At 39.3% G+C, this 20,679-nt stretch carries 12 protein-coding genes, 2 tRNA genes and 2 rRNA genes; 2 read left to right on the forward strand and 14 right to left on the reverse strand.

Annotated elements, in window-relative coordinates; genetic code table 11:
* Positions 1-94: 94 nt before the first annotated feature.
* The 10 genes from CCAL_RS06335 to mqnE form a co-directional block, all read right to left on the reverse strand.
* A 23S ribosomal RNA gene (locus tag CCAL_RS06335) occupies positions 95-3,001 on the reverse strand.
* Between the two features lie 520 nt (positions 3,002-3,521).
* Positions 3,522-3,598, reverse strand: a tRNA-Ile gene (locus tag CCAL_RS06340).
* A gap of 16 nt (positions 3,599-3,614) precedes the next feature.
* Positions 3,615-3,690 (reverse strand) — tRNA-Ala (locus tag CCAL_RS06345).
* Positions 3,691-3,847: 157 nt separating this feature from the next.
* A 16S ribosomal RNA gene (locus CCAL_RS06350) occupies positions 3,848-5,358 on the reverse strand.
* The 16S and 23S rRNA genes sit together here with 2 tRNA genes alongside, the layout of an rRNA operon.
* Positions 5,359-5,641: 283 nt before the next feature.
* On the reverse strand, positions 5,642-6,367 hold the full coding sequence (locus tag CCAL_RS09485; protein WP_172285073.1) for a pilus assembly FimT family protein: 726 nt from the start codon (positions 6,365-6,367) through the stop codon (positions 5,642-5,644).
* The gene (locus CCAL_RS06360; RefSeq protein ID WP_172285074.1) at positions 6,357-7,577 is read right to left on the reverse strand and encodes a hypothetical protein; all 1,221 of its coding nucleotides are present in this window, start codon (positions 7,575-7,577) and stop codon (positions 6,357-6,359) included. Before CCAL_RS06360 ends, CCAL_RS09485 begins: the two co-directional genes overlap by 11 nt.
* A complete protein-coding gene (locus CCAL_RS06365) occupies positions 7,574-8,710 on the reverse strand; it encodes an MFS transporter (protein WP_236860480.1) in 1,137 nt (378 codons plus the stop codon). The genes CCAL_RS06360 and CCAL_RS06365 overlap by 4 nt, the downstream gene beginning before the upstream one ends.
* 36 nt (positions 8,711-8,746) lie before the next feature.
* Positions 8,747-9,184, reverse strand: coding sequence for a phosphoribosyltransferase (locus tag CCAL_RS06370; protein WP_169937844.1), 438 nt, complete (start codon positions 9,182-9,184; stop codon positions 8,747-8,749).
* 12 nt (positions 9,185-9,196) lie between these two features.
* Positions 9,197-10,510, reverse strand: coding sequence for an NCS2 family permease (locus tag CCAL_RS06375; RefSeq protein ID WP_172285076.1), 1,314 nt, complete (start codon positions 10,508-10,510; stop codon positions 9,197-9,199).
* 20 nt (positions 10,511-10,530) lie between these two features.
* Positions 10,531-11,595 carry an aminofutalosine synthase MqnE gene (gene mqnE / locus CCAL_RS06380; RefSeq protein WP_236860506.1) on the reverse strand — a complete coding sequence of 355 codons (1,065 nt, stop codon included), beginning with the start codon at positions 11,593-11,595 and terminating at the stop codon, positions 10,531-10,533.
* 113 nt (positions 11,596-11,708) lie between these two features.
* On the opposite strand from mqnE, the gene CCAL_RS06385 reads away from it, so the two are divergent.
* Positions 11,709-14,204 carry an HD domain-containing protein gene (locus CCAL_RS06385; RefSeq protein WP_172285078.1) on the forward strand — a complete coding sequence of 832 codons (2,496 nt, stop codon included), beginning with the start codon at positions 11,709-11,711 and terminating at the stop codon, positions 14,202-14,204.
* A 3-nt stretch (positions 14,205-14,207) separates the two neighbouring features.
* A complete protein-coding gene (gene glmS / locus CCAL_RS06390) occupies positions 14,208-16,019 on the forward strand; it encodes a glutamine--fructose-6-phosphate transaminase (isomerizing) (RefSeq protein ID WP_172285079.1) in 1,812 nt (603 codons plus the stop codon).
* 79 nt (positions 16,020-16,098) lie between these two features.
* On the opposite strand, the gene CCAL_RS06395 is transcribed toward glmS, so the two are convergent.
* From CCAL_RS06395 to thiC, 4 genes are all read right to left on the reverse strand, one after another.
* Entirely contained in the window at positions 16,099-16,581 is a 483-nt protein-coding gene (locus CCAL_RS06395) for a type 1 glutamine amidotransferase family protein (RefSeq protein ID WP_169937834.1), read from the reverse strand.
* 32 nt (positions 16,582-16,613) lie between these two features.
* Complete coding sequence (locus CCAL_RS06400; protein ID WP_169937832.1) at positions 16,614-17,810, reverse strand: tetrahydrodipicolinate N-succinyltransferase N-terminal domain-containing protein; 1,197 nt, start codon at positions 17,808-17,810, stop codon at positions 16,614-16,616.
* Between the two features lie 163 nt (positions 17,811-17,973).
* A complete protein-coding gene (locus CCAL_RS06405; RefSeq protein WP_170016793.1) occupies positions 17,974-19,074 on the reverse strand; it encodes an Mrp/NBP35 family ATP-binding protein in 1,101 nt (366 codons plus the stop codon).
* Positions 19,064-20,398 (reverse strand): phosphomethylpyrimidine synthase ThiC, encoded by a 1,335-nt coding sequence (gene thiC / locus CCAL_RS06410; protein WP_170016791.1) that lies wholly within the window; start codon positions 20,396-20,398, stop codon positions 19,064-19,066. The genes CCAL_RS06405 and thiC overlap by 11 nt, the downstream gene beginning before the upstream one ends.
* Positions 20,399-20,679 lie beyond the last annotated feature (281 nt).

Below are 20,679 nucleotides of genomic sequence, written 5' to 3' on the forward strand. Positions count from 1 at the left end.
TTAACACTGTAGTGATATTTTGTTAAGAGTAAAGCATGTTTATAAAAACATTCTTCTTACTAAGGTTTTATCCTTAACAAGGAAGTGATGCTTAAAAGATAAGCAAACGAGCTATTAGTACTGGTCAGCTAAATGACTTTCATCAATTACACACCCAGCCTATCAAACTAGTAGTCTACTAGAGCTCTTAAAAGAAGATTCATCTTGGAGTTGGCTTCGAGCTTAGATGCTTTCAGCTCTTATCACATCCCAACGTAGCTACTGAGCGATGCCCTTGGCAGGACAACTCATACACCAGTGGTTGGTTCAACCCGGTCCTCTCGTACTAGGGTCAACTCTCCTCAATCTTCTTACGCCCACGGCAGATAGGGACCGAACTGTCTCACGACGTTCTGAACCCAGCTCGCGTACCGCTTTAAATGGCGAACAGCCATACCCTTGGGACCTGCTCCAGCCCCAGGATGCGATGAGCCGACATCGAGGTGCCAAACCTCCCCGTCGATGTGAGCTCTTGGGGGAGATCAGCCTGTTATCCCCGGGGTACCTTTTATCCTTTGAGCGATGGCCCTTCCACACAGAACCACCGGATCACTAAGACCGACTTTCGTCTCTGCTTGACATGTATGTCTCGCAGTTAAGCTGGCTTATACCTTTATACTCTACGAACGATTTCCAACCGTTCTGAGCCAACCTTTGTAAGCCTCCGTTACATTTTGGGAGGCGACCGCCCCAGTCAAACTACCCACCAGACATTGTCCTACTTACGGATAACGTAAGCTAGTTAGCTATCAGAATAAAGAAGAGTGGTATCTCAACAATGGCTCATATACAACTGGCGTCATATACTCAAAGCCTCCCACCTATCCTGCACATCTTTATCCCAATAGCAGTGTCAAGCTGTAGTAAAGGTCCACGGGGTCTTTCCGTCTTGCCGCGGGTAGGAGGAATTTTCACCTCCACTACAATTTCACTGGATCCCTCTTCGAGACAGCTCCCATCTCGTTACGCCATTCATGCAGGTCGGTATTTAACCGACAAGGAATTTCGCTACCTTAGGACCGTTATAGTTACGGCCGCCGTTTACTCGGGCTTCGATCAAATGCTTCGATTGCTCTAACATCATCAATTAACCTTCGAGCACCGGGCAGGCGTCACACCCTATACATCCTCTTACGAGTTAGCAGAGTGCTGTGTTTTTGGTAAACAGTCGGGAGGGACTCTTTGTTGTAACCTTCAATGCTTACGGAGTAAATCCTTCACAAAGTTAGGCACACCTTATACCGAAGATACGGTGCTATTTTGCAGAGTTCCTTGAAGAGAGTTCTTCCACGCGCCTTAGAATACTCATCCCACCCACCTGTGTCGGTTTACGGTACGGGCAACATTATCTAAACTTAGAAACTTTTCTTGGCTCGACAGTATCAGCAATTCACACGCTGTTCCGAAGAACTTTGTGTGCCTGTAGGGTCTCGGCTTAAAAAGATCCGGATTTGCCTGGATCTTAACCTACACCTTTCGACTAGCACTTCCATCCGCTAGCTTGCTTAACTCTAAGCGTCCTTCCATCGCACAATAATGTTGGCATTGGAATATTAACCAATTTTCCATCGCATACCCCTTTCGGACTTTGCTTAGGACCCGGCTAACCCTACGATGACGAGCATCGCGTAGGAAACCTTGGGTTTACGGCGTTGGGGATTCTCACCCCAATTATCGCTACTCATGCCTGCATGCTCACTTGCATCCGCTCCAGTACTCCTTACCGGTATACCTTCAACGCTGAATGCAACGCTCTCCTACCACTTAGTAAAACTAAGTCTAAAGCTTCGGTACTCATTTTAGCCCCGTTATATTTTCCGCGCAGAATCACTAGACCAGTGAGCTATTACGCTTTCTTTAAAGGATGGCTGCTTCTAAGCCAACCTCCTGGTTGTTTCAGTAACTCCACATCGTTTTCCACTTAAATGAGATTTAGGGACCTTAGCTGTTAGTCTGGGTTGTTCCCCTCTCGACGACGGATTTTATCACTCGCCGCCTGACTGCCATGATTACACACTAGGTATTCGGAGTTTGATAGGGTTTGGTACATTGGTGTATGCCCTAGCCCATTCAGTGCTCTACCCCCTAGTGTTACTACATGACGCTATACCTAAATATATTTCGGAGAGAACCAGCTATCACGATGTTTGATTGGCCTTTCACCCCTATCCACAAGTCATCCCATAGCTTTTCAACGCTAGCGGGTTCGGTCCTCCACTGGTTCTTACACCAGTTTCAACCTGCTCATGGATAGATCACATCGTTTCGGGTCTGCAACATCTGACTAAACGCCCTATTAAGACTCGCTTTCGCTACGGCTCCGGGTTTCCTTAACCTCGCCAGACATCACAACTCGCAGGCTCATTATGCAAAAGGCAGTCCATCACCCTGATAAATCATAGGGCTCTGAATGATTGTAAGTAAATGGTTTCAGGTTCTATTTCACTCTGATCACCTCAGTTCTTTTCACCTTTCCCTCACGGTACTTGTGCGCTATCGGTCTAGTAGTAGTATTTAGGGTTGGATCGTGGTCGACCCAGCTTCAGACAGGATATCACGTGTCCCGCCCTACTCAGGATACTGCTAAGTAAAACAAAGTTTTCATATACGGGGGTATCACCCTCTACGCCTAAGCTTTCCAGCTTATTCTATTAACTAAGTTTAGTCTATGTTGCAGTCCTACAACCCCGTTAGTAAACTAACGGTTTGCCCTCTTACGCGTTCGCTCGCCGCTACTAGCGTAATCTCTATTGATTTCTCTTCCTGTTGGTACTAAGATGTTTCAATTCCCAACGTTCGCTCCATTATATGGTAACTGACATCGCTATCAGTTGGGTTGCCCCATTCGGAAATACCCGGATCAAAGCCCCTTGACGGCTCCCCGAGTCTTATCGCAGCCTGGCACGTCCTTCGTCGCCTCTACTAGCCAAGGCATCCACCACTTACTCTTAGTAGCTTACCTTTTTTAGTATATATTATATTCTAATTCGCATCACTTCCTTGCTAAAGATAACCACCTATACTTCGCAAAGTAGCAAAGCTACTTTTTACGACAAGGAGTATAAATACTCCCTTGACCCACCTAAAGCACACCGCTTCTTACTGAAGCGCCGTAAATTTAGAATCAAGCTTTATAGTTTTTAGTTATTACATCTAGTATCTTAAACTCCAAGACGGAAAGCATTGACAGATAGTATAGATAAGTTTTAAATCCTATAGTATCTTGTGATGTCAAACTTCTGCAATTTAATGCAATGAGTTTAGATATCTAAATCTTTAACAAGTCCTGTAAAATTGTTTTTATTAAAACTTGCTTGTGACTCTTAACAATAATAAATAAAAGAACATTAGATTAAAAAATCTAAATCAAATTTTTGAAATTTAAAAACTTGATTTAGATTTCATAAGCCGATAAACTATTTAAGCACAATCTATTAAATTGGGGATGTGATTATAGCTAATAAATCTTATAATAATCTTTATGGTGGGCCTAACAAGACTTGAACTTGTGACCTCACCCTTATCAGGGGTGCACTCTAACCAGCTGAGCTATAGGCCCTCTTTAATAAAAAATCTGGTGGAGAATAGCGGGATCGAACCGCTGACCTCCTGCGTGCAAAGCAGGCGCTCTCCCAGCTGAGCTAATTCCCCATATTATCTATCTAATCTAAAACTAGAAAGATAAATCTTTATTAGCCGTCAATCTTTCAAAACTAAACAAGGATCGATTGAGTAAATACTAAGGTTAGTTAGTATTTAAATTTTCCTTTGATGAATATCTTGTGAGAGAATATTCATTGTACTCTAGAAAGGAGGTGATCCAACCGCAGGTTCTCCTACGGTTACCTTGTTACGACTTCACCCCAGTCGCTGATTCCACTGTGGGCGGTAGCTAGTTTAGCATTCCGACTTCGAGTGAAATCAACTCCCATGGTGTGACGGGCGGTGAGTACAAGACCCGGGAACGTATTCACCGTAGCATGGCTGATCTACGATTACTAGCGATTCCGGCTTCATGGAGTCGAGTTGCAGACTCCAATCCGAACTGGGACATATTTTATAGATTTGCTCCATCTCGCGATATTGCTTCTCATTGTATACGCCATTGTAGCACGTGTGTCGCCCCGGACATAAGGGCCATGATGACTTGACGTCGTCCACACCTTCCTCCTCCTTGCGAAGGCAGTCTCATTAGAGTGCTCGGCCGAGCCGTTAGCAACTAATGACGTGGGTTGCGCTCGTTGCGGGACTTAACCCAACATCTCACGACACGAGCTGACGACAGCCGTGCAGCACCTGTCTTAACATTTCTGCAAGCAGACACTCTTCCATCTCTGGATGATTTGTTAGATATCAAGTCCGGGTAAGGTTCTTCGCGTATCTTCGAATTAAACCACATGCTCCACCGCTTGTGCGGGTCCCCGTCTATTCCTTTGAGTTTTAATCTTGCGACCGTACTCCCCAGGCGGTATACTTAATCCGTTAGGTGCATTACTGCCATGACTAGCATAGCAACAACTAGTATACATCGTTTAGGGCGTGGACTACCAGGGTATCTAATCCTGTTTGCTCCCCACGCTTTCACGCCTTAGCGTCAGTTGAGTTCCAGCAGATCGCCTTCGCAATGGGTATTCCTGGTGATCTCTACGGATTTTACCCCTACACCACCAATTCCATCTGCCTCTCCCTCACTCTAGATTATCAGTTTCCCAAGCAGTTCTATGGTTAAGCCATAGGATTTCACAAAAGACTTGATAATCCGCCTACGCGTCCTTTACGCCCAGTGATTCCGAGTAACGCTTGCACCCCCCGTATTACCGCGGCTGCTGGCACGGAGTTAGCCGGTGCTTATTCGTTAGGTACCGTCATGGTTCTTCCCTAACAAAAGGAGTTTACGCTCCGAAAAGTGTCATCCTCCACGCGGCGTTGCTGCTTCAGGGTTTCCCCCATTGAGCAATATTCCCTACTGCTGCCTCCCGTAGGAGTCTGGACCGTGTCTCAGTTCCAGTGTGACTGATCATCCTCTCAGACCAGTTATGCGTCATAGCCTTGGTGAGCCATTACCTCACCAACTAGCTGATACAATATAGCCTCATCCCTTAGCGAAAAACTTTCCCGACTTAACTTATATTAAGAAGGAGTATAGAGTATTAGCAGTCATTTCTAACTGTTGTCCTCTACTAAGGGGCAGATTAGCTATACATTACTCACCCGTGCGCCACTAAGATTAAATAGCAAGCTACTTAATCTCCGTTCGACTTGCATGTATTAGGCACGCCGCCAGCGTTCACTCTGAGCCAGGATCAAACTCTCCATATAATTTATATGAAGTTTTTAATCTAAAAACTTTTGTTTTTTATTTATTAGTTTTAGTTTGCTAAGATAGCAAACTGGCTCAATCGATCACTTGTTTAGATTTCAAAGATTGACTAATAGTTTAACATTAATAATTTAAAAGAACAACGATAAAAAGGAAAGCTTTATTAACTCAAGAAGGTTAAAAGTGGTTTCTCTCAACTCGTGAGCTGGAATTATACAGGCATGATGCTTAAAGAAAGATTAAAAAGAGAGGGGAGATTGAAAAAAGTTGGGAAAAAATTTTCTACTTCTTACATTGGTTTGTAGAAGGGTCTAAAATACACGCATATCCAGTGTTTTGATGCACTAATATACTAACCGTTGAACTTCCATCTGATAAATTTATCCTGCAACTATCTTTTAAAAGCCTATCATATCCCCTTGCTGATCCGCCGCCATTAGTAGTACTTACTGTGCGCATAGGTCTTCCTAGCTCATCAAAAGATATAGTTTGCGATCTATTTCTTCCGCAACTACCTTCAAGCGTAACATTTGTTACTCCATATCTCTTTCCTATGTTTAAGGACTGGTCGACTTTTTTACAAGCCACTTTAGAAATACCTTGCCAACCTGCGCTTAAAAGATGTCCGTTTTTTATTATATTACTAGCTGCTTCCGACACGGAATTTAAATTCCCGGTTCCATCCTTTGCTATGTCATGATATATATGATATTTCCAACTTGATTTATTTTTCTTGTCAATATTGCAATTAGTTACAGAGGTATTATTAAAAGTTAAATTCCAGCGTTTTTTATACCACTCTTTTTGTGGATCGCCTTTGCTATCAAATTTAAATTTATCATCTTGCAAAGCCAAATGTTGCGCGTATCTTATGTGGGTAATTATCTGTTCGGCTGCCTCGCGTAAATTATCACGCTTAAGTCTAGGCATGGCAAGGGCCGCTAAAATACCGGCTATAACTATAACCAAAACAAGTTCGATCATGGTAAAGGCTCTTTTACTTGCCAACTGCATCTCTTTCTCTTATATCAAATGCAGCTATAGTTTTATCAAAAATTTCAATCTTCACATCTGCAAATTTATAATCACGCGAATTTAAAAGAATTGTGTCACTATTATTACTTACATTAATGTTATAAAATTTAAGTCTTAAGGCTAATTTATTATCTTCGGTATAAATTTGATCCAAACCCATCTCTTTGAGCCTATTTGCAAGATCTCTAGCAACATTAAATTTATAAACAAAATGATTATTTGGCTCATCTATAAATTTATAAGCAACTTGGTTGAAAATCAAGAATAGCCAGTTTAAGCCCAAAAATACAAGGATAAGTGCAGTTGCCAGCCTGTAAGTTTTGCGAAATTGCGGTAAACGAACGCGGTATGAGTTAAAAAACACTCTAACCATAAGCGGTGTTGCAATGATACAAAAAGGCAAAAATTCTTCCAGTTCAAGCTTTTGACGAACAGAAACGACCATGCAAAAACAAAACGAACAGATACAAACGAACCACAAAAGATCTTTTTTCTCTTTTATCCAAATTCTATAAAGAGTATAGACAAAAAAGATAAAAACAAATGGTGAAAAAACTGCGGCAAAGACCCCAAACGTATCCACAAAGTGTCCGCTTGGCCTGCCCCTGGTGTCAAAACCAAAAACATATAAACTAGCCAAAAAAAGCAAAGCTCCAACCCATGACAAAAAGGCGTTTTTTCTATATAAGCCGTATATAAAAAATGCCAAGTAAAGTATCAAAAAGTCGCCGTCTATAAAAAACGAAGCAAAAAATAATACATAAAAAATTCTGTTATATCCGGCATGAAAAGCATAAAGTATGGCAAGTGTTAGAAATATACAAAGCCCTGCATTATTTAGCACCAAAGCGCTAGCAAGCGTGCCAGGAAGTAGCATAAAAAGTAAGGTGCATATAATGCGATCCGGTTCAAATTTGAGATAAAATTTACTTAATTTATAAAGCAAAACGACACTTGATGCATGTAAAATAATCATTGGAAGGCGCAAAGCAAGATCGTTTTGTCCAAAAATAGCACAACTTGCGCGAACTAAATATCCTATAATCTCATCACTTTGAAAAAAAAGTCTTGCCTCATAATAACTAATGCTTAAATTTAATCCACAATACAACAACAAAGCAAGCTCAAATAGGCAGATTATAAATAAATTTCTAACCCTGGACGAACTTTCGTAAAATCTCATGCAATTTTCTCTTTTTTAATGTCGTTAAAATACAAAATAGCCATAAAGATTATAGCTACTAAAAGCATGAATGTCAAAAGTAGTAAAAACGCACTCCATCCTCCGTTTTGATAAATAAAACTAGGGGCAAAGCTGCCAAGTGCACCGCCGGTATAGTAAAAGCTCACATAAAACCCATTCGTCATAGCTTTATACTGCTTTGCTCTGGCGTTTATGGTACTTGAAGCCACAGAATGCGCTATAAAATTTCCTATACAAACAACAACCATAGCCGTAAATAAAACGATATAGCTATCAGACCAAAATATAAAAATGCTTAGGATAAAGATCACTATTCCGACAAGAATCGCCAAAAAAGGATTTTTAAAAAATTTGACAATATTTTTAACATTAAACGCTATCAAAACTCCCACAACATAGCCAAGATACATCATGCCCGTTTTTGAACCGCTAAAATTTTCGCCAAGACTCATCATGTAAAACGGAACAAAACTAAGTATGGCTTGAAAAGAGAAAAATACAAAAAATATAGAGGCGCAAATGTAAAAATTATGCTTTATTTTAAAAACCTCTTTAGCATCATGTAAGGTAGGCTTTATCGAATTTATGCTGCCGTCTTGAGATATTTTCTGTATCGCAAAGGCTAGCATAAGAAGAGAAATTCCAAGCGCGAAAAAGAAAAATCTCCAGCCAAAAATATCGGTAAAAAGCCCGGATAAAAACCTTGCTATAAATCCACCGATAATAGTAACCCCGACATATCTGCCGATATTTTGCCCTACTTCGCCGCTTGGGCTGTTTTGCGCGATATAGCTCATTATGCCTGTAAGTGCGGCAGGAGCGATAAGTCCTTGGATTCCTCGTATAAAAATGAGCAAATAATAACCGTTTGAAATGGCAAATAAAATTTCTAAAATTCCAAATGATAAAAAGGCATAAAACAAAACGTTTTTTATGGAAAATTTCTCCAAAAAATATCCATAAACTATAGAAGCAACGGCAAGCGGAGCCAAAAAAGATGTTGTAAAAAGTGATGCTTGAAAACGTGAAATTTCAAGCATCTTTTCAAAGAGTGGCTGGATAGGTTGTGTGGCATACATGACGCACATCGCAAGAATTGCGGCTACATACATCAAGTAAAGATTCGCTCGTGCCACAAGTTTAGTCCACTAAATATGTATATCCCAGAAAAACTCGACCCACTCCGTCGCTTCTTTGACTCTATAATCAGGCAATAAAAGTGCTTTTTGTTTATAAAAAACAGTAGCGATTTTAATCTCTAAATCAGGATAAATTTTAAGCAATTCTCGCTTTATCTCAACCATGCTTTCGCCACTATCGATAATATCATCTACTAATAAAATTTTCTTATATCCGGTAAGATTTGGGATATTAAAGATGTCGATAGTGTCTAGTTTATTTGTATTGTCATAGTGAATGGAATTTAGTGTAAATAAATTTCTGTTTTCAAGCGCAACTGCTAACGAGTGGCCTAAAGTAAGTCCACCGCGTGCTATAGCCAGTATGACTTCAGGCTTAAACTCATCGTTTATTTGTTTTGCCATTTTTTGCACATCAAGTGCAAATTCTTCATAAGAATAAAACATAAATTTCCTTTTTTAATGAACTAAAAATATAATAAAACTAATAAAGGCAAGAACTATCACGCCAAGGCTGATATCTTCAAATTCTCGCTTTAACAACTTAACTATCAAATACGCTATAAAACCAAAAGCCAAACCATTTGTGATCGAATACGTAAGTGGCATCAAAACAACGATAAAAAATGTCGCTATACTAACAGCCGTATCTTTAAAATTTACCGTTCCAAGCTCAGTAAACATAAGCACGCCGACCATTACAAGCACCGGATATATCGCATTTGCAGGTATAGCCTTAAACAACGGTAGCATAAAAAGCGTAAGGATGAAAAACGAACCGCAAAAAACAGCCGTAAGACCGGTTCTGCCGCCCTGCTCAACTCCACTTGTGCTTTCTACAAAAGATGTTGTTGTACTAACTCCTATCATAGAGCCAACAACGGTAGCAACAGCATCTGCTTCTAATGTTTTTTCAAGTTTTTCAACACCGTCTTTTTTGCTCTCATCAAACATTCCAACACGCGTACCAATGCCTGTCAATGTGCCGACTGAGTCAAATAGATCCGTAACAAAAAACACCACAATAACCGGCAAAAACGCTAATGTAAAATTCCCTGCTACATCAAAAAATACACTCTTTATATCAAGCTCTAAAAATATCGGAGCCATAGACGCGGGAAGTGAAATAAACTCGCTAGGATAAGGTGAGATACCTACTGCCCATGCCAAAGCAGATGTTAAAAATACCGCCAAGATAAAAGCACCTCTTATCTTCCAAGCCCAAAAAGTCACGACAAAAAATATCCCGGCGATGCCTAAAAGCACTTGCGGATCTTTTAAATTTCCAAGTCCTACAAGAACCGCGTCACTGTTTACTACGATACCCATTTGCTGAAGACCGATAAAGCTTATAAACGTTCCGATACCGGCGCTTATAGCACGACGAAGATCAAGAGGAATGGACTTTATAACCCAAATTCTAAAATTTGTAAAAGACAAAACAACAAAGATAATACCTGATAAAAAAACTACTCCAAGGGCTGTTTGCCATGCCATACCCATGCCGATAACTAGTCCAAAGGTAAAATAAGCATTTAAGCCCATGCCTACGCTCATCGCAACAGGAGTGTTTGCCCAAAGTCCGTTTAATATAGTTGAAAATATCGTAATGAGCGCGGTCGCGGTAATAAGTGCATCCATGGGAAGCCCTGCTTTGCTCATAATGATAGCATTAACAGGCACGATATACATCATAGCAAGAAATGTCGTAAGCCCCGCACTAAATTCTTGCCTTACACTTGTGTTATTTTGCGCTAGTTTAAAAAAGTCCAATGTAAGCTCCTTTTTTGTGATTAGTAAGTTTTTATTTCGTTATATAAGCTATCGCGTTCAACAGGGGTAAAGCCCGAAGTCTTTATCAGGTCGCAAAAAGTTTTTAAGGTAACCCCATGCGCGCTTGCGGCTCCAGCAGCACTTTGAATACTCTCTTTTTGTATGGTGCCGTCAAGATCGTCAGCTCCAAATTCCTGAGCTATCATGGCTAAATTTAATGTAGAAGTAGCCCAGTAAGCCTTTATATGAGGCATATTATCAAGCACCAAACGAGAGATTGCCATTGTTTTTAAAATTTCAACCGAACCCAAAAATTTCACGTCTTTAAGATAGTTATTTTCCCTTTGATACACAAGCGGTATAAATGCATTAAATCCACCCGTGATATCTTGCAAATCACGAATTCTAAGCATATGATCGATACGGTCAGCCCTGCTTTCTATATGACCAAACAACATCGTAGCGTTGCTTTCTTTGCCTTTTTTGTGCCATTTTTTATGAATTTCAAGCCAATTTTGGCTACTTACTTTTCCTTTGCAAATTTTAGCCCTAACATCTTCGGCAAAAATTTCAGCCCCGCCCCCAGGCATGCTGTCTACGCCGTATTCAAGCATCTTTTCTATAACCTCATCGTAGCTAAGAGAGTAATGGCGTGATAAAAAGTCTATTTCAGCCGCAGTCATCGCTTTGACATGGATAGTTGGGTGTTTTAACTTAATCTTCTTAAAAATTTCTAAATACCACTGCCAGCCGCTTTGTGCGTTATGAGCTGAAACGATATGTATCTCTTTGGCTCCGTTTTTAACGCTCTCGTCTACGATTTGCATTATCTCTTCGTGGCTCATTTTATAAGGATTTGGATTTTTACGATGCGCGGAAAATGCACAAAATTTACAGACGTCAGCACAGATATTTGTAGGATTTATATGGCGATTTATGTTAAAAAAGACCTTTTTGCCGTGCATTTGACGCCTTTTAGCATCAGCAAATTTTGCTAAATCAAATAGATCAAGTTCATAAAGTCCAAGCGCTTCCTCGGCGTTTATACGATCGCCGGACTCAAGTTTTTTAATCAAATTCATTATTATTTCTTTTCCTAAAGCTTAAACTAGTTTGGTGATTATATGAAAATAAAGCTTTGTTTTTGCAAAAATTTAATATCATTAGCGCTTACAAATTTTAAAGAGAGCTTTAGTTTATGTATAGTATCGAAGATATAAAACAAAATAAATTAATAATCAAGGCAGATGAGACCTTTGCTCAGTCACGTCAGAAAATGACAAAATTTTTCCAGAAAAACCAAGGTAGAAATTTTGTAAATTTTTTGATAAAAGAAAATGACGACTTTATAAAAACATACCTAAATGCACTGGTAAAAGAGTATTTTGGCGACTTTGCGCCTGAAACAGATGCATTTAGTCTTAGTATTTTAGCGACAAACAAATACGCCCAAGGCTTGGTTTCGGTTGATTCCGCTTTTGAAATTTTAATTGTTTATAAAAATATTCGCGGGTATAATATCAAAAATTTTATTAAAACTTTCATCGAACTACTCCACTCTTCTTCCATAAATTTACAGATAAAAACGATAGAAATAGATGAACTTTTTTTACATTACAAAGACGATATAAAGGTAAAAAGTGAAATTTCATGGGTAAGATATATCTGTGGCTCAAAAAGTATCTACAGGATGGCAAAAACCCAAATTCAACTTGCAAAAGAGCACAATAAACTTGAGTTTTTAAGCTATCATTTAAAGCCGTTTTTACCGTTTGAAAACATAAAATACTTAGAGCAAGAGCCAAATCTAAAAACAGGCTTTGGCGGAAGTGATGAAATTTGGCACTTAAACTGCATACTAAACTGCCTTGACAGCGAGATTTCGGTAAGAACTCAAGCTCTTAAATTTATGGACGAGAAAGAAATTAGCGAGTTTAATCTAAACACCGACTTTTTAATGAGCCTAAAATCAGCTCTAAATTTAACCAAAAACTCCGATACCTTTATCGCTTCAAGCGTAGACGAAGTGACAAATTTAATGCAAACCAAGTCTAAAAAGACACAAGATACCGATAGCATAATAAGCCAAAAAATGCTTAGCAATATGAACAATATCGCGATATACTCACGCTTTTTGGCAGCGTCGCTTTGCAGACCTATGTTTAAAAGCGAGCTAAATTTCACTCAAAGAAGAGCCGCAAGACTTTCAAACGGACTATATCAGATACAAAACATAGTCTATACGCCAACACACAAAAAACCAGTTGGTATAAACAAGCTCATAAAAGAACTTTTATCCCTAAAAGATATAGACTATAAATTTGATATAAGCACTATTTTCTACATCAAAAGGGCGATCATAACAAAACCTGAGCTAGAAAAAGCGATAATGAATTTTAAAAAGATATTTGCAAGAAACAATACATATTGTATCTTAAAAGCCCTGCTTGACGCCCAGATCATCCAAATTTTAGTAAAACCGATGGAGCACATATCGCAACTTGCACAATACGACGGTTATCACAACTTTACCGTTGATGAACACAGCGTTCTTAGTGTCAAATACCTTGAAAACATAAAAGATAAATTTATAAAAAATTTATACAGCGAGCTTTGTGCCGAAGGTCGCATAATGCTTAAAATGGTCACTTTAATGCATGATGTCGGCAAGGGTGTGAGTGGCGATCACAGCGTGGTTGGTTCAAATATCTTCCGCGCATACGCAAACAAGCTAGAGCTTAGCGCAAAAGCGACAAACACGGGTGTCACACTGATAAAGTATCATACTCTAATGAGCAACATCGCAAACAGAGAGGACATCTACTCGCAACGCGTGATATTTGGCTTCATATCAAAGCTAGCAGAAAAGCAAAATTTAAAGCTTCTTTACATCCTTAGTTACTGTGTCATAAATGCCACTAGCGAAACACTTTACACCCCATACACGGCAAAGCTACTCAAAAAACTATACGACCTATCATACGAGAGCTTTGACGATGAGACGCTACTTGATGAAGCAACAAGGCGTGTAAAAAAAGAACATAGTATAAAAAGAAACGAGGAATTTGAAAGGCTTGATGATGCTATAAAAGCAAAACTACTTAAAATTTCATCAAATTTATTATTTGCAAAACATAGTGTGGTCGATATCATAAACATAGCAAAACGTGCGTATAACCTAACATCAACTCAAATGGACGTCTTAAACAACCAAAGCTTAAGTGTAAAAATCATCTCAAACGAAAATTTAAATTTATCCGCCCTACTTGCAGTTTTGGCTGCTTACGATCTTGCATATATGGAAATTTATGAGTTGTTTGACGATAAATTTTTCATCCGCTTGGAATTTAACAAAAATGTAAAAAATAGCGAACTCTTAAATTTAAAAGTAAAGGCCGATGAGGCACTTCATAGTAATGAAAATATCAAGCTTGAATCCCCTAAGATAAGCCGCGATGAGATAACTTTTGACATAAACCACTCAAACGAATACGCAAGGCTCAATATAAACGCCAAAGATCAAAGAGGGTTAATGGCATACGTGATGAGTGTATTTGGCAAAATGAACTTTAAGATCACAAGCGCAAAGGTGCAAACTATCAAAAATCGCACACGCAACCTTTTCCTAATAGAAAAAAACGATGAGCTGTGTTATAATGCCGAAAAAATTTTAAAACTATTAATAAGCGAGTAAAATATGTGTGGAATAGTAGGATATATCGGAAAAGACGAAAAAAGAAATATAATCATAGACGGACTTAGAGAGCTTGAATACCGCGGATATGATAGCGCGGGTATGGCTGTCATGAGCCAGGATGAGATAAGCTATTTTAAGGCTGTTGGCAAGCTTGATAATCTAGCCGACAAGACCAAAGATTTTAGCTCAAGCGGTCTTGGTGTAGCTATAGGTCACACAAGATGGGCTACACATGGCAAACCAACCGAGATCAACGCTCACCCGCACCTTGGCGAGCACTCTTTTGTTGTTCATAACGGCATTATTGAAAATTACAAAGAGTTAAAAGAAGAGCTTGAGGGCAAAGGCGTAAAATTTCTAAGTCAAACGGATACCGAGGTCATAGTTCATCTTTTTGAAGAGAACTTAAAACATATAAAAGATCCTTTTAAAGCCTATGAAGCAACGATCGCAAGACTTCACGGAGCTTACGCCACGCTACTTATAACCAAAACAGCGCCAAATAAAATTTTCTTTGCCAAAGTTGCTGCACCTCTTGCCATCGGCAAAAACGATAAAAACGAAATTTACTTTGCCTCTTCGGATGCTCCGTTAATCGGCGTTGCAAAAGAGGTTTCATATCTTGATGATAAAGCTTACGGCGTAGTAGGTATAGATAGTATTGAAATTTACAAAGATGGAAAAAAGATAACTCCACACTTTTCAACACTACCAAAAGATAGAAGTTATGCCCAAAAAGAGGGTTATAGATTTTTCATGGAAAAGGAAATTTACGAGCAAAATACCGTTATTTCCGAAGCCATAATGGGACGCGTTAAAAACGGTAAAATTTGTCTTGAAAATTTAACCGATGAATATCTAAAAAATATCGACGACATCGTGCTTTGCGCTTGTGGCACAAGCTATCATGCGGCACTTACCGCAAGCTATCTTTTTGAGCGTTTAGCAGACGTTAGGGTTAAGGTCGAATTTGCCAGCGAATTTAGATACCGCAAGCCTAAGCTTAACACAAATTCTCTATTTATCGTTATCTCTCAAAGCGGCGAAACAGCCGACACACTTGAAGCTTTAAAGATCGCAAAAGAGGCTGGACTTAAAACCTTAGCGATATGTAATGTTAATAACTCGTCTATCGTGCGTCTTGCCGACACAACTCTTCTAACTAGAGCCGGCATAGAAAAAGGCGTGGCTAGCACAAAGGCGTTCGCAACACAGATCGTTTTACTTTGGATGCTTGTTTTGCAAATGGCAAGCGCAAAAAAAAGCATAAGCCAAAGCGAGCTTGATACTGAAATTTCAGCCTTACTTCATATACCTCAAATTTTAAATATCGACAATAGCTTGCAAGAGCGTATTCACCGTCTTGCAAAACATTATCTGCATGGACATGGATTTTTCTTTATCGGAAGAGATATATTCTATCCGCTAGCTCTTGAAGGGGCATTAAAACTAAAAGAAATTTCATATCTACACGCGGAGGGTTATCCTGCAGGAGAGATGAAACATGGCCCTATAGCACTTGCCGATGATAGGCTATTTACTATCGCACTAATGCCTCAAACAACGCTTTATGAAAAGACAAAAAGCAATGTTGAAGAGCTTGCAGCAAGGGATGCCTACATACTAGCCATAAGCCCAAATGAGTTTGAGCTAAGCGATGATTTTATAAAAACAAGCAAGCAAGAACACCCTATGAGCGAGTTTTTTGAAATGATGATAATACTTCAAATTTTTGCTCTTGAAATTTCAATAAGACTTGGCAACAACGTAGACATGCCAAGAAACCTAGCAAAAAGCGTAACCGTAGAATAACTTCATATCTTGCCTGACCACAGATCAAAGCGATAAAAAACGCTTTGGTTTTAGTCAGGGCAGACTCTAAATTTTAAAACTAACCTAAAATTTCGACCAAGCGAGACCTTGTCTCCTCACCCCATTCGCTTGCACTTATCACGCCATCAACATCGCAAAGCTTTGCTTCATTTACCATGCAGTATTCGCTAAGCGCATTTTTGTATCCGCCTCTTATACAAGCCTCTTTACCGATTAAAAATCCGGCTCCGCCAAATACCAATGCTCCAAGGTCAAAACACATCTTTATTCTAGCGCTAGAGCCACTCCTGACCCATGATAAAAAAATTTCATCATACCTTAGACTAAGTGCTCCGATACCGTCAGGAACAACCATCATATCTATACCATAAAGACTTTCTCCATAAATTTCAGGATGAAGCCTTATCCCGCTTTCATCGATAATCTCGGCTTTAAAAGCATAAGTTTTTACACTTATTTTTTCAAAAGTGCGTAAAAAACTATGTATCTGAGCAAAATTTAGCAAATTTACCTTGTCATATAACAAAATACCAACTTTCATCTCTATCCTTTATCAAAAATCTCAGCTAAATTTTAATGAAGCGCCTCATTTAACTTTATTGCTCTTTTACTTGCACTAGCGGTGATTTGTCCTGTTTGACTATTCTGACGGAAGTGAAGTCCACTTACTCCAGATAGCTCAAGACCTTTATAAATTTCTTTTTCAAATTTAAACTCAGGATTTATCAGGGCTAATTTACCGCGCTCTTCCTTGCTTATATACACTTTCGTTCCTTCAAGCACAGCTATGCCTGCGTCTACAATGCACTTATCTCCAAGAGGTATGCCGGTAACCGAATTTGCACCAAGCAAGCAGTTTTTACCGATACTTACTGGATTGCCATTTGTTCCGCTTAAGACGCCAAGTATGCTAGCTCCTCCACCGATATCGCTTCCCTCGCCAACCACCACCGAACTACTTACACGCCCTTCTATCATCACGCTTCCTGTAGTTCCCGCGTTAAAATTCACATACGCAGCTCCAGGCATAACGGTTGTTCCTGCGCTTATTAAAGCACCCATCCTAACCTTTGCACTATCAAGGATTCTCGTGTTATCACAAGGTATGATATGACTTAAATATCTTGGAAATTTATCTACGCTAACTATTGTAGGATACTCACCGTTCATCTTTAAATTTACCTCGTTTTGACGTAACCATTCAAGCTCGATCGGTTTGCTGTTTGCATCCCAAGCGACATTTGGCAGCACACCAAATGCTCCATCAAGCACAAGACTTCTAAGTGGCGCTTTTTGTAAACTAAGCAGATAAAGTTTAAGGTAAACAACCTCTACACTTAACGGTTTTGTATCTTCAAATATAAAAACAACACGAAATTTACCAACATTTTTTTGCTCTTCAAGAGCGTGTTTTACATTATAAACCACCTCAACATTTTTATGTGTTTGCATCTCATCTTTAAACACACCAAGAAGTTTCCATGCTTTTTTTGCTGCTCTTTGGCTAAATTCCGCCACAAATTCACTGCCATTAAAATCAACACTTATCCCATCTTCGCTCAAAGCCCAGATAATAGCTGCCGCACTTAAAAAATTTTCCTTAAAACTTACGGCCGCATAGCTTGCTTGCAAGATCTTATCTTGATCTAGCTGGCCTTTATCGACCCTTGCGATACCAAAAGCGATCGGGTCTTTATAGCCTTCGCTTGCTCTTAGGGTTTCGCAAAATTCTTTAAATTCATTGGCTGTTTTTATTTCGATTTTTGACATTTTTGCTTCCTGATTTTTTAAAAGAGTTTAGCAAATTTTGTATAAAAGATTGATGATTGAAAAATGAGAGTAAAATTTAAATTTATATGAAAGAAAAATGGTAACAAAATTCTAAGTCAAGCAAATCCGGTGTCGACTTAGAATTTTAATTAGCTTAAAAGTATTATTTACTGCAAGCTGACTGTCCATCCATTACAGGCTGTATAGCAGAGTTATCGGCACCGCCGTCATTATTTATCTTTTCTATCTCTTCCCAAAGCTTTTTAGCTGCCTCTTCGTAGCGTTTTGCAGTTATGCTTTCAGACTGATAAAAGCTTATAGGCTTACCGCTATCGCCACCTACACGCACTGCCGGCTCGATAGGAATTTCAGCTAAAATTTGAGTGTTATAATCTTTAGCTATAGCCTCTGTTGTGCCTTTGCCAAAGATATCATACTCTTTACCGTTATCAGGACAGATGAAACCGCTCATGTTTTCTACTATTCCTGCGATTGGGATATGTAGTTTTTCAAACATATCTAGTCCGCGTTTACTATCATCAAGTGCAACAACTTGAGGTGTAGTAACACATACTCCGGCAGTTACAGGCACGCTTTGAGCTAAAGTTAGTTGCGCATCACCGGTTCCTGGAGGCATATCTAAGAATAATATATCAAGCTCGCTCCAAAGCACGTCTTTTAACAGCTGCTCAATCGCTTTCATTATCATAGAACCACGCCAAATTAACGAAGCACCCTCTTCCATCAAAACACCCATGCTCATCATCTCAACACCGTGGCTAAGGATAGGCTTTAGTTTGTTGCCGATAACTTGTGGTTGAGTTTGTGTCTCGCCTAACATTCTAGGGATATTTGGACCGTAAATATCAGCATCTAAAATTCCTACTTTTTTACCAAGTTTAGCCATAGATATAGCTAAATTTAGAGTTGTGGTTGACTTGCCAACGCCGCCTTTACCAGAGCTAACCATGATGAAATTTTTTATCTGAGGCGCTATGTTTTTACCGCTAACAGAGTTGCTTTTCTCATCAGGTATCTTTGGCTGAGCGATACGAATAATCGCCACATGCGGTGTTAAAACACGCTTAATATCCTCTTTTAGCTCTTTTACCATCTCAGGATTTGAGCTTACTATCTCAACATCAACCTCTATCGGATCGCCCTCTTTAACGCTTTTTACAAAGCCAAAATCCACAATACTTTTTTCAAAGCCAGGATATATAACGCCTTTTAGGCGCTTTAAAATTTCCTCTTTATTTAACATTATTTTCCTCCGTTATCTTTCTTGAAATTTTATATGCACAAAATTTTGGACCACACATAGAACAAAAGTGCGCCTCTTTAAACACATCTTGAGGCAAGCTCTCGTCATGCAGCTCTCTTGCCTTATCAGGATCAAGCGCTAGTTCAAACTGCTTGTTCCAGTCAAAATTATATCTAGCATCGCTCATTGCATGATCGCGATCTATCGCTCCTGCTCTACCGCGAGCTATGTCGGCTGCGTGCGCTGCGATCTTATGGGCGATTATACCGTCTCTTACGTCAGTGGCATTTGGCAAGCCAAGATGCTCTTTTGGAGTAACATAACAAAGCATAGCTACACCATAAGATGCCGCCAAAGCCCCACCTATAGCACTTGTGATATGATCATATCCAGCACCTATATCAGTAACAAGTGGACCTAGCACATAAAACGGTGCATTATGACACCACTCTTGCTGAATTTTGACGTTGTATTCGATTTGATTTAACGGCACGTGTCCTGGACCTTCGACCATAACTTGCACGTTTTTATCCCATGCTCTAAGCGTAAGCTCGCCAAGTACCTTTAACTCGCTCAACTGCGCTTCATCAGTTGCATCATACAAGCAGCCTGGACGAAGACTATCTCCTAAAGAAAGAGCAACATCATACTTAGCGCAGATATCTAAAATTTGATCAAATGCCTCATAAAAAGGATTTTCTTTATGGTAGTGCATCATCCAAGTCGCCATAAGGCTTCCACCACGACTTACTATGCCCATTTTACGCTTTGATATAAGCGGCATAAATTTAAGTAAAAACCCGGCGTGTATCGTAAAATAGCTAACACCTTGTTTTGCCTGCCGCTCGATCACTTCAAGCATCGCTTCTATGGTCAAATTTTCTATCTCGCAAACATCATGTATGATCTGATACATCGGAACAGTACCAAGAGGAACGTTGCAATTTTTAATTATCGCCGTTCTTATCTCGTCAAGATCGCCTCCCGTGCTTAAGTCCATAACCGTGTCTGCACCGTATTTTAGACAAATATCAAGCTTTTCAAGCTCGCCGTTTATATCACTAACAAGACTTGAATTGCCGATATTTGCATTTACCTTTGTTTTTGCGTCTATACCGATCGCCATCGGGATTAAATTTGTGTGATTTATATTTGCAGGTATTATCATGCGTCCTTTTGCTACACACTCTCTAACAAAGTCAGGCTCTAAACCCTCAACCTTTGCGACATGGTGCATTTCAGGCGTTATGACACCCTGTTTGGCGTAATACATCTGCGTTGGAGTAGCATCGTTTTTACGCTCTTTTATCCACTCTTTTCTCATGATTTTTCCTAAAATGAAATCGGATAATTTTACTGCATTTTAACTTCTGTTATGCTTTAACATAAATTTATGTCTATCTTTTCAAATTTACAAAGCAAAATTCAAGTTTTATAGATGTATAATATCGTAACATTTTGATGTTTATTTACATAAAATACTCTTTAAAACAACATGCTTTAAAGTTGTTTTATGTTTTATTTTTTGCCTTTTCTCACAAAAATCTTAATAATGTTTCTAAAAGAAACTAAAAATATCAAACAAAAGGCAAAGCAAGGAGATAG

The organism is Campylobacter sp. RM6914 (assembly GCF_004803835.1).
Lineage (GTDB): Bacteria > Campylobacterota > Campylobacteria > Campylobacterales > Campylobacteraceae > Campylobacter_A > Campylobacter_A californiensis.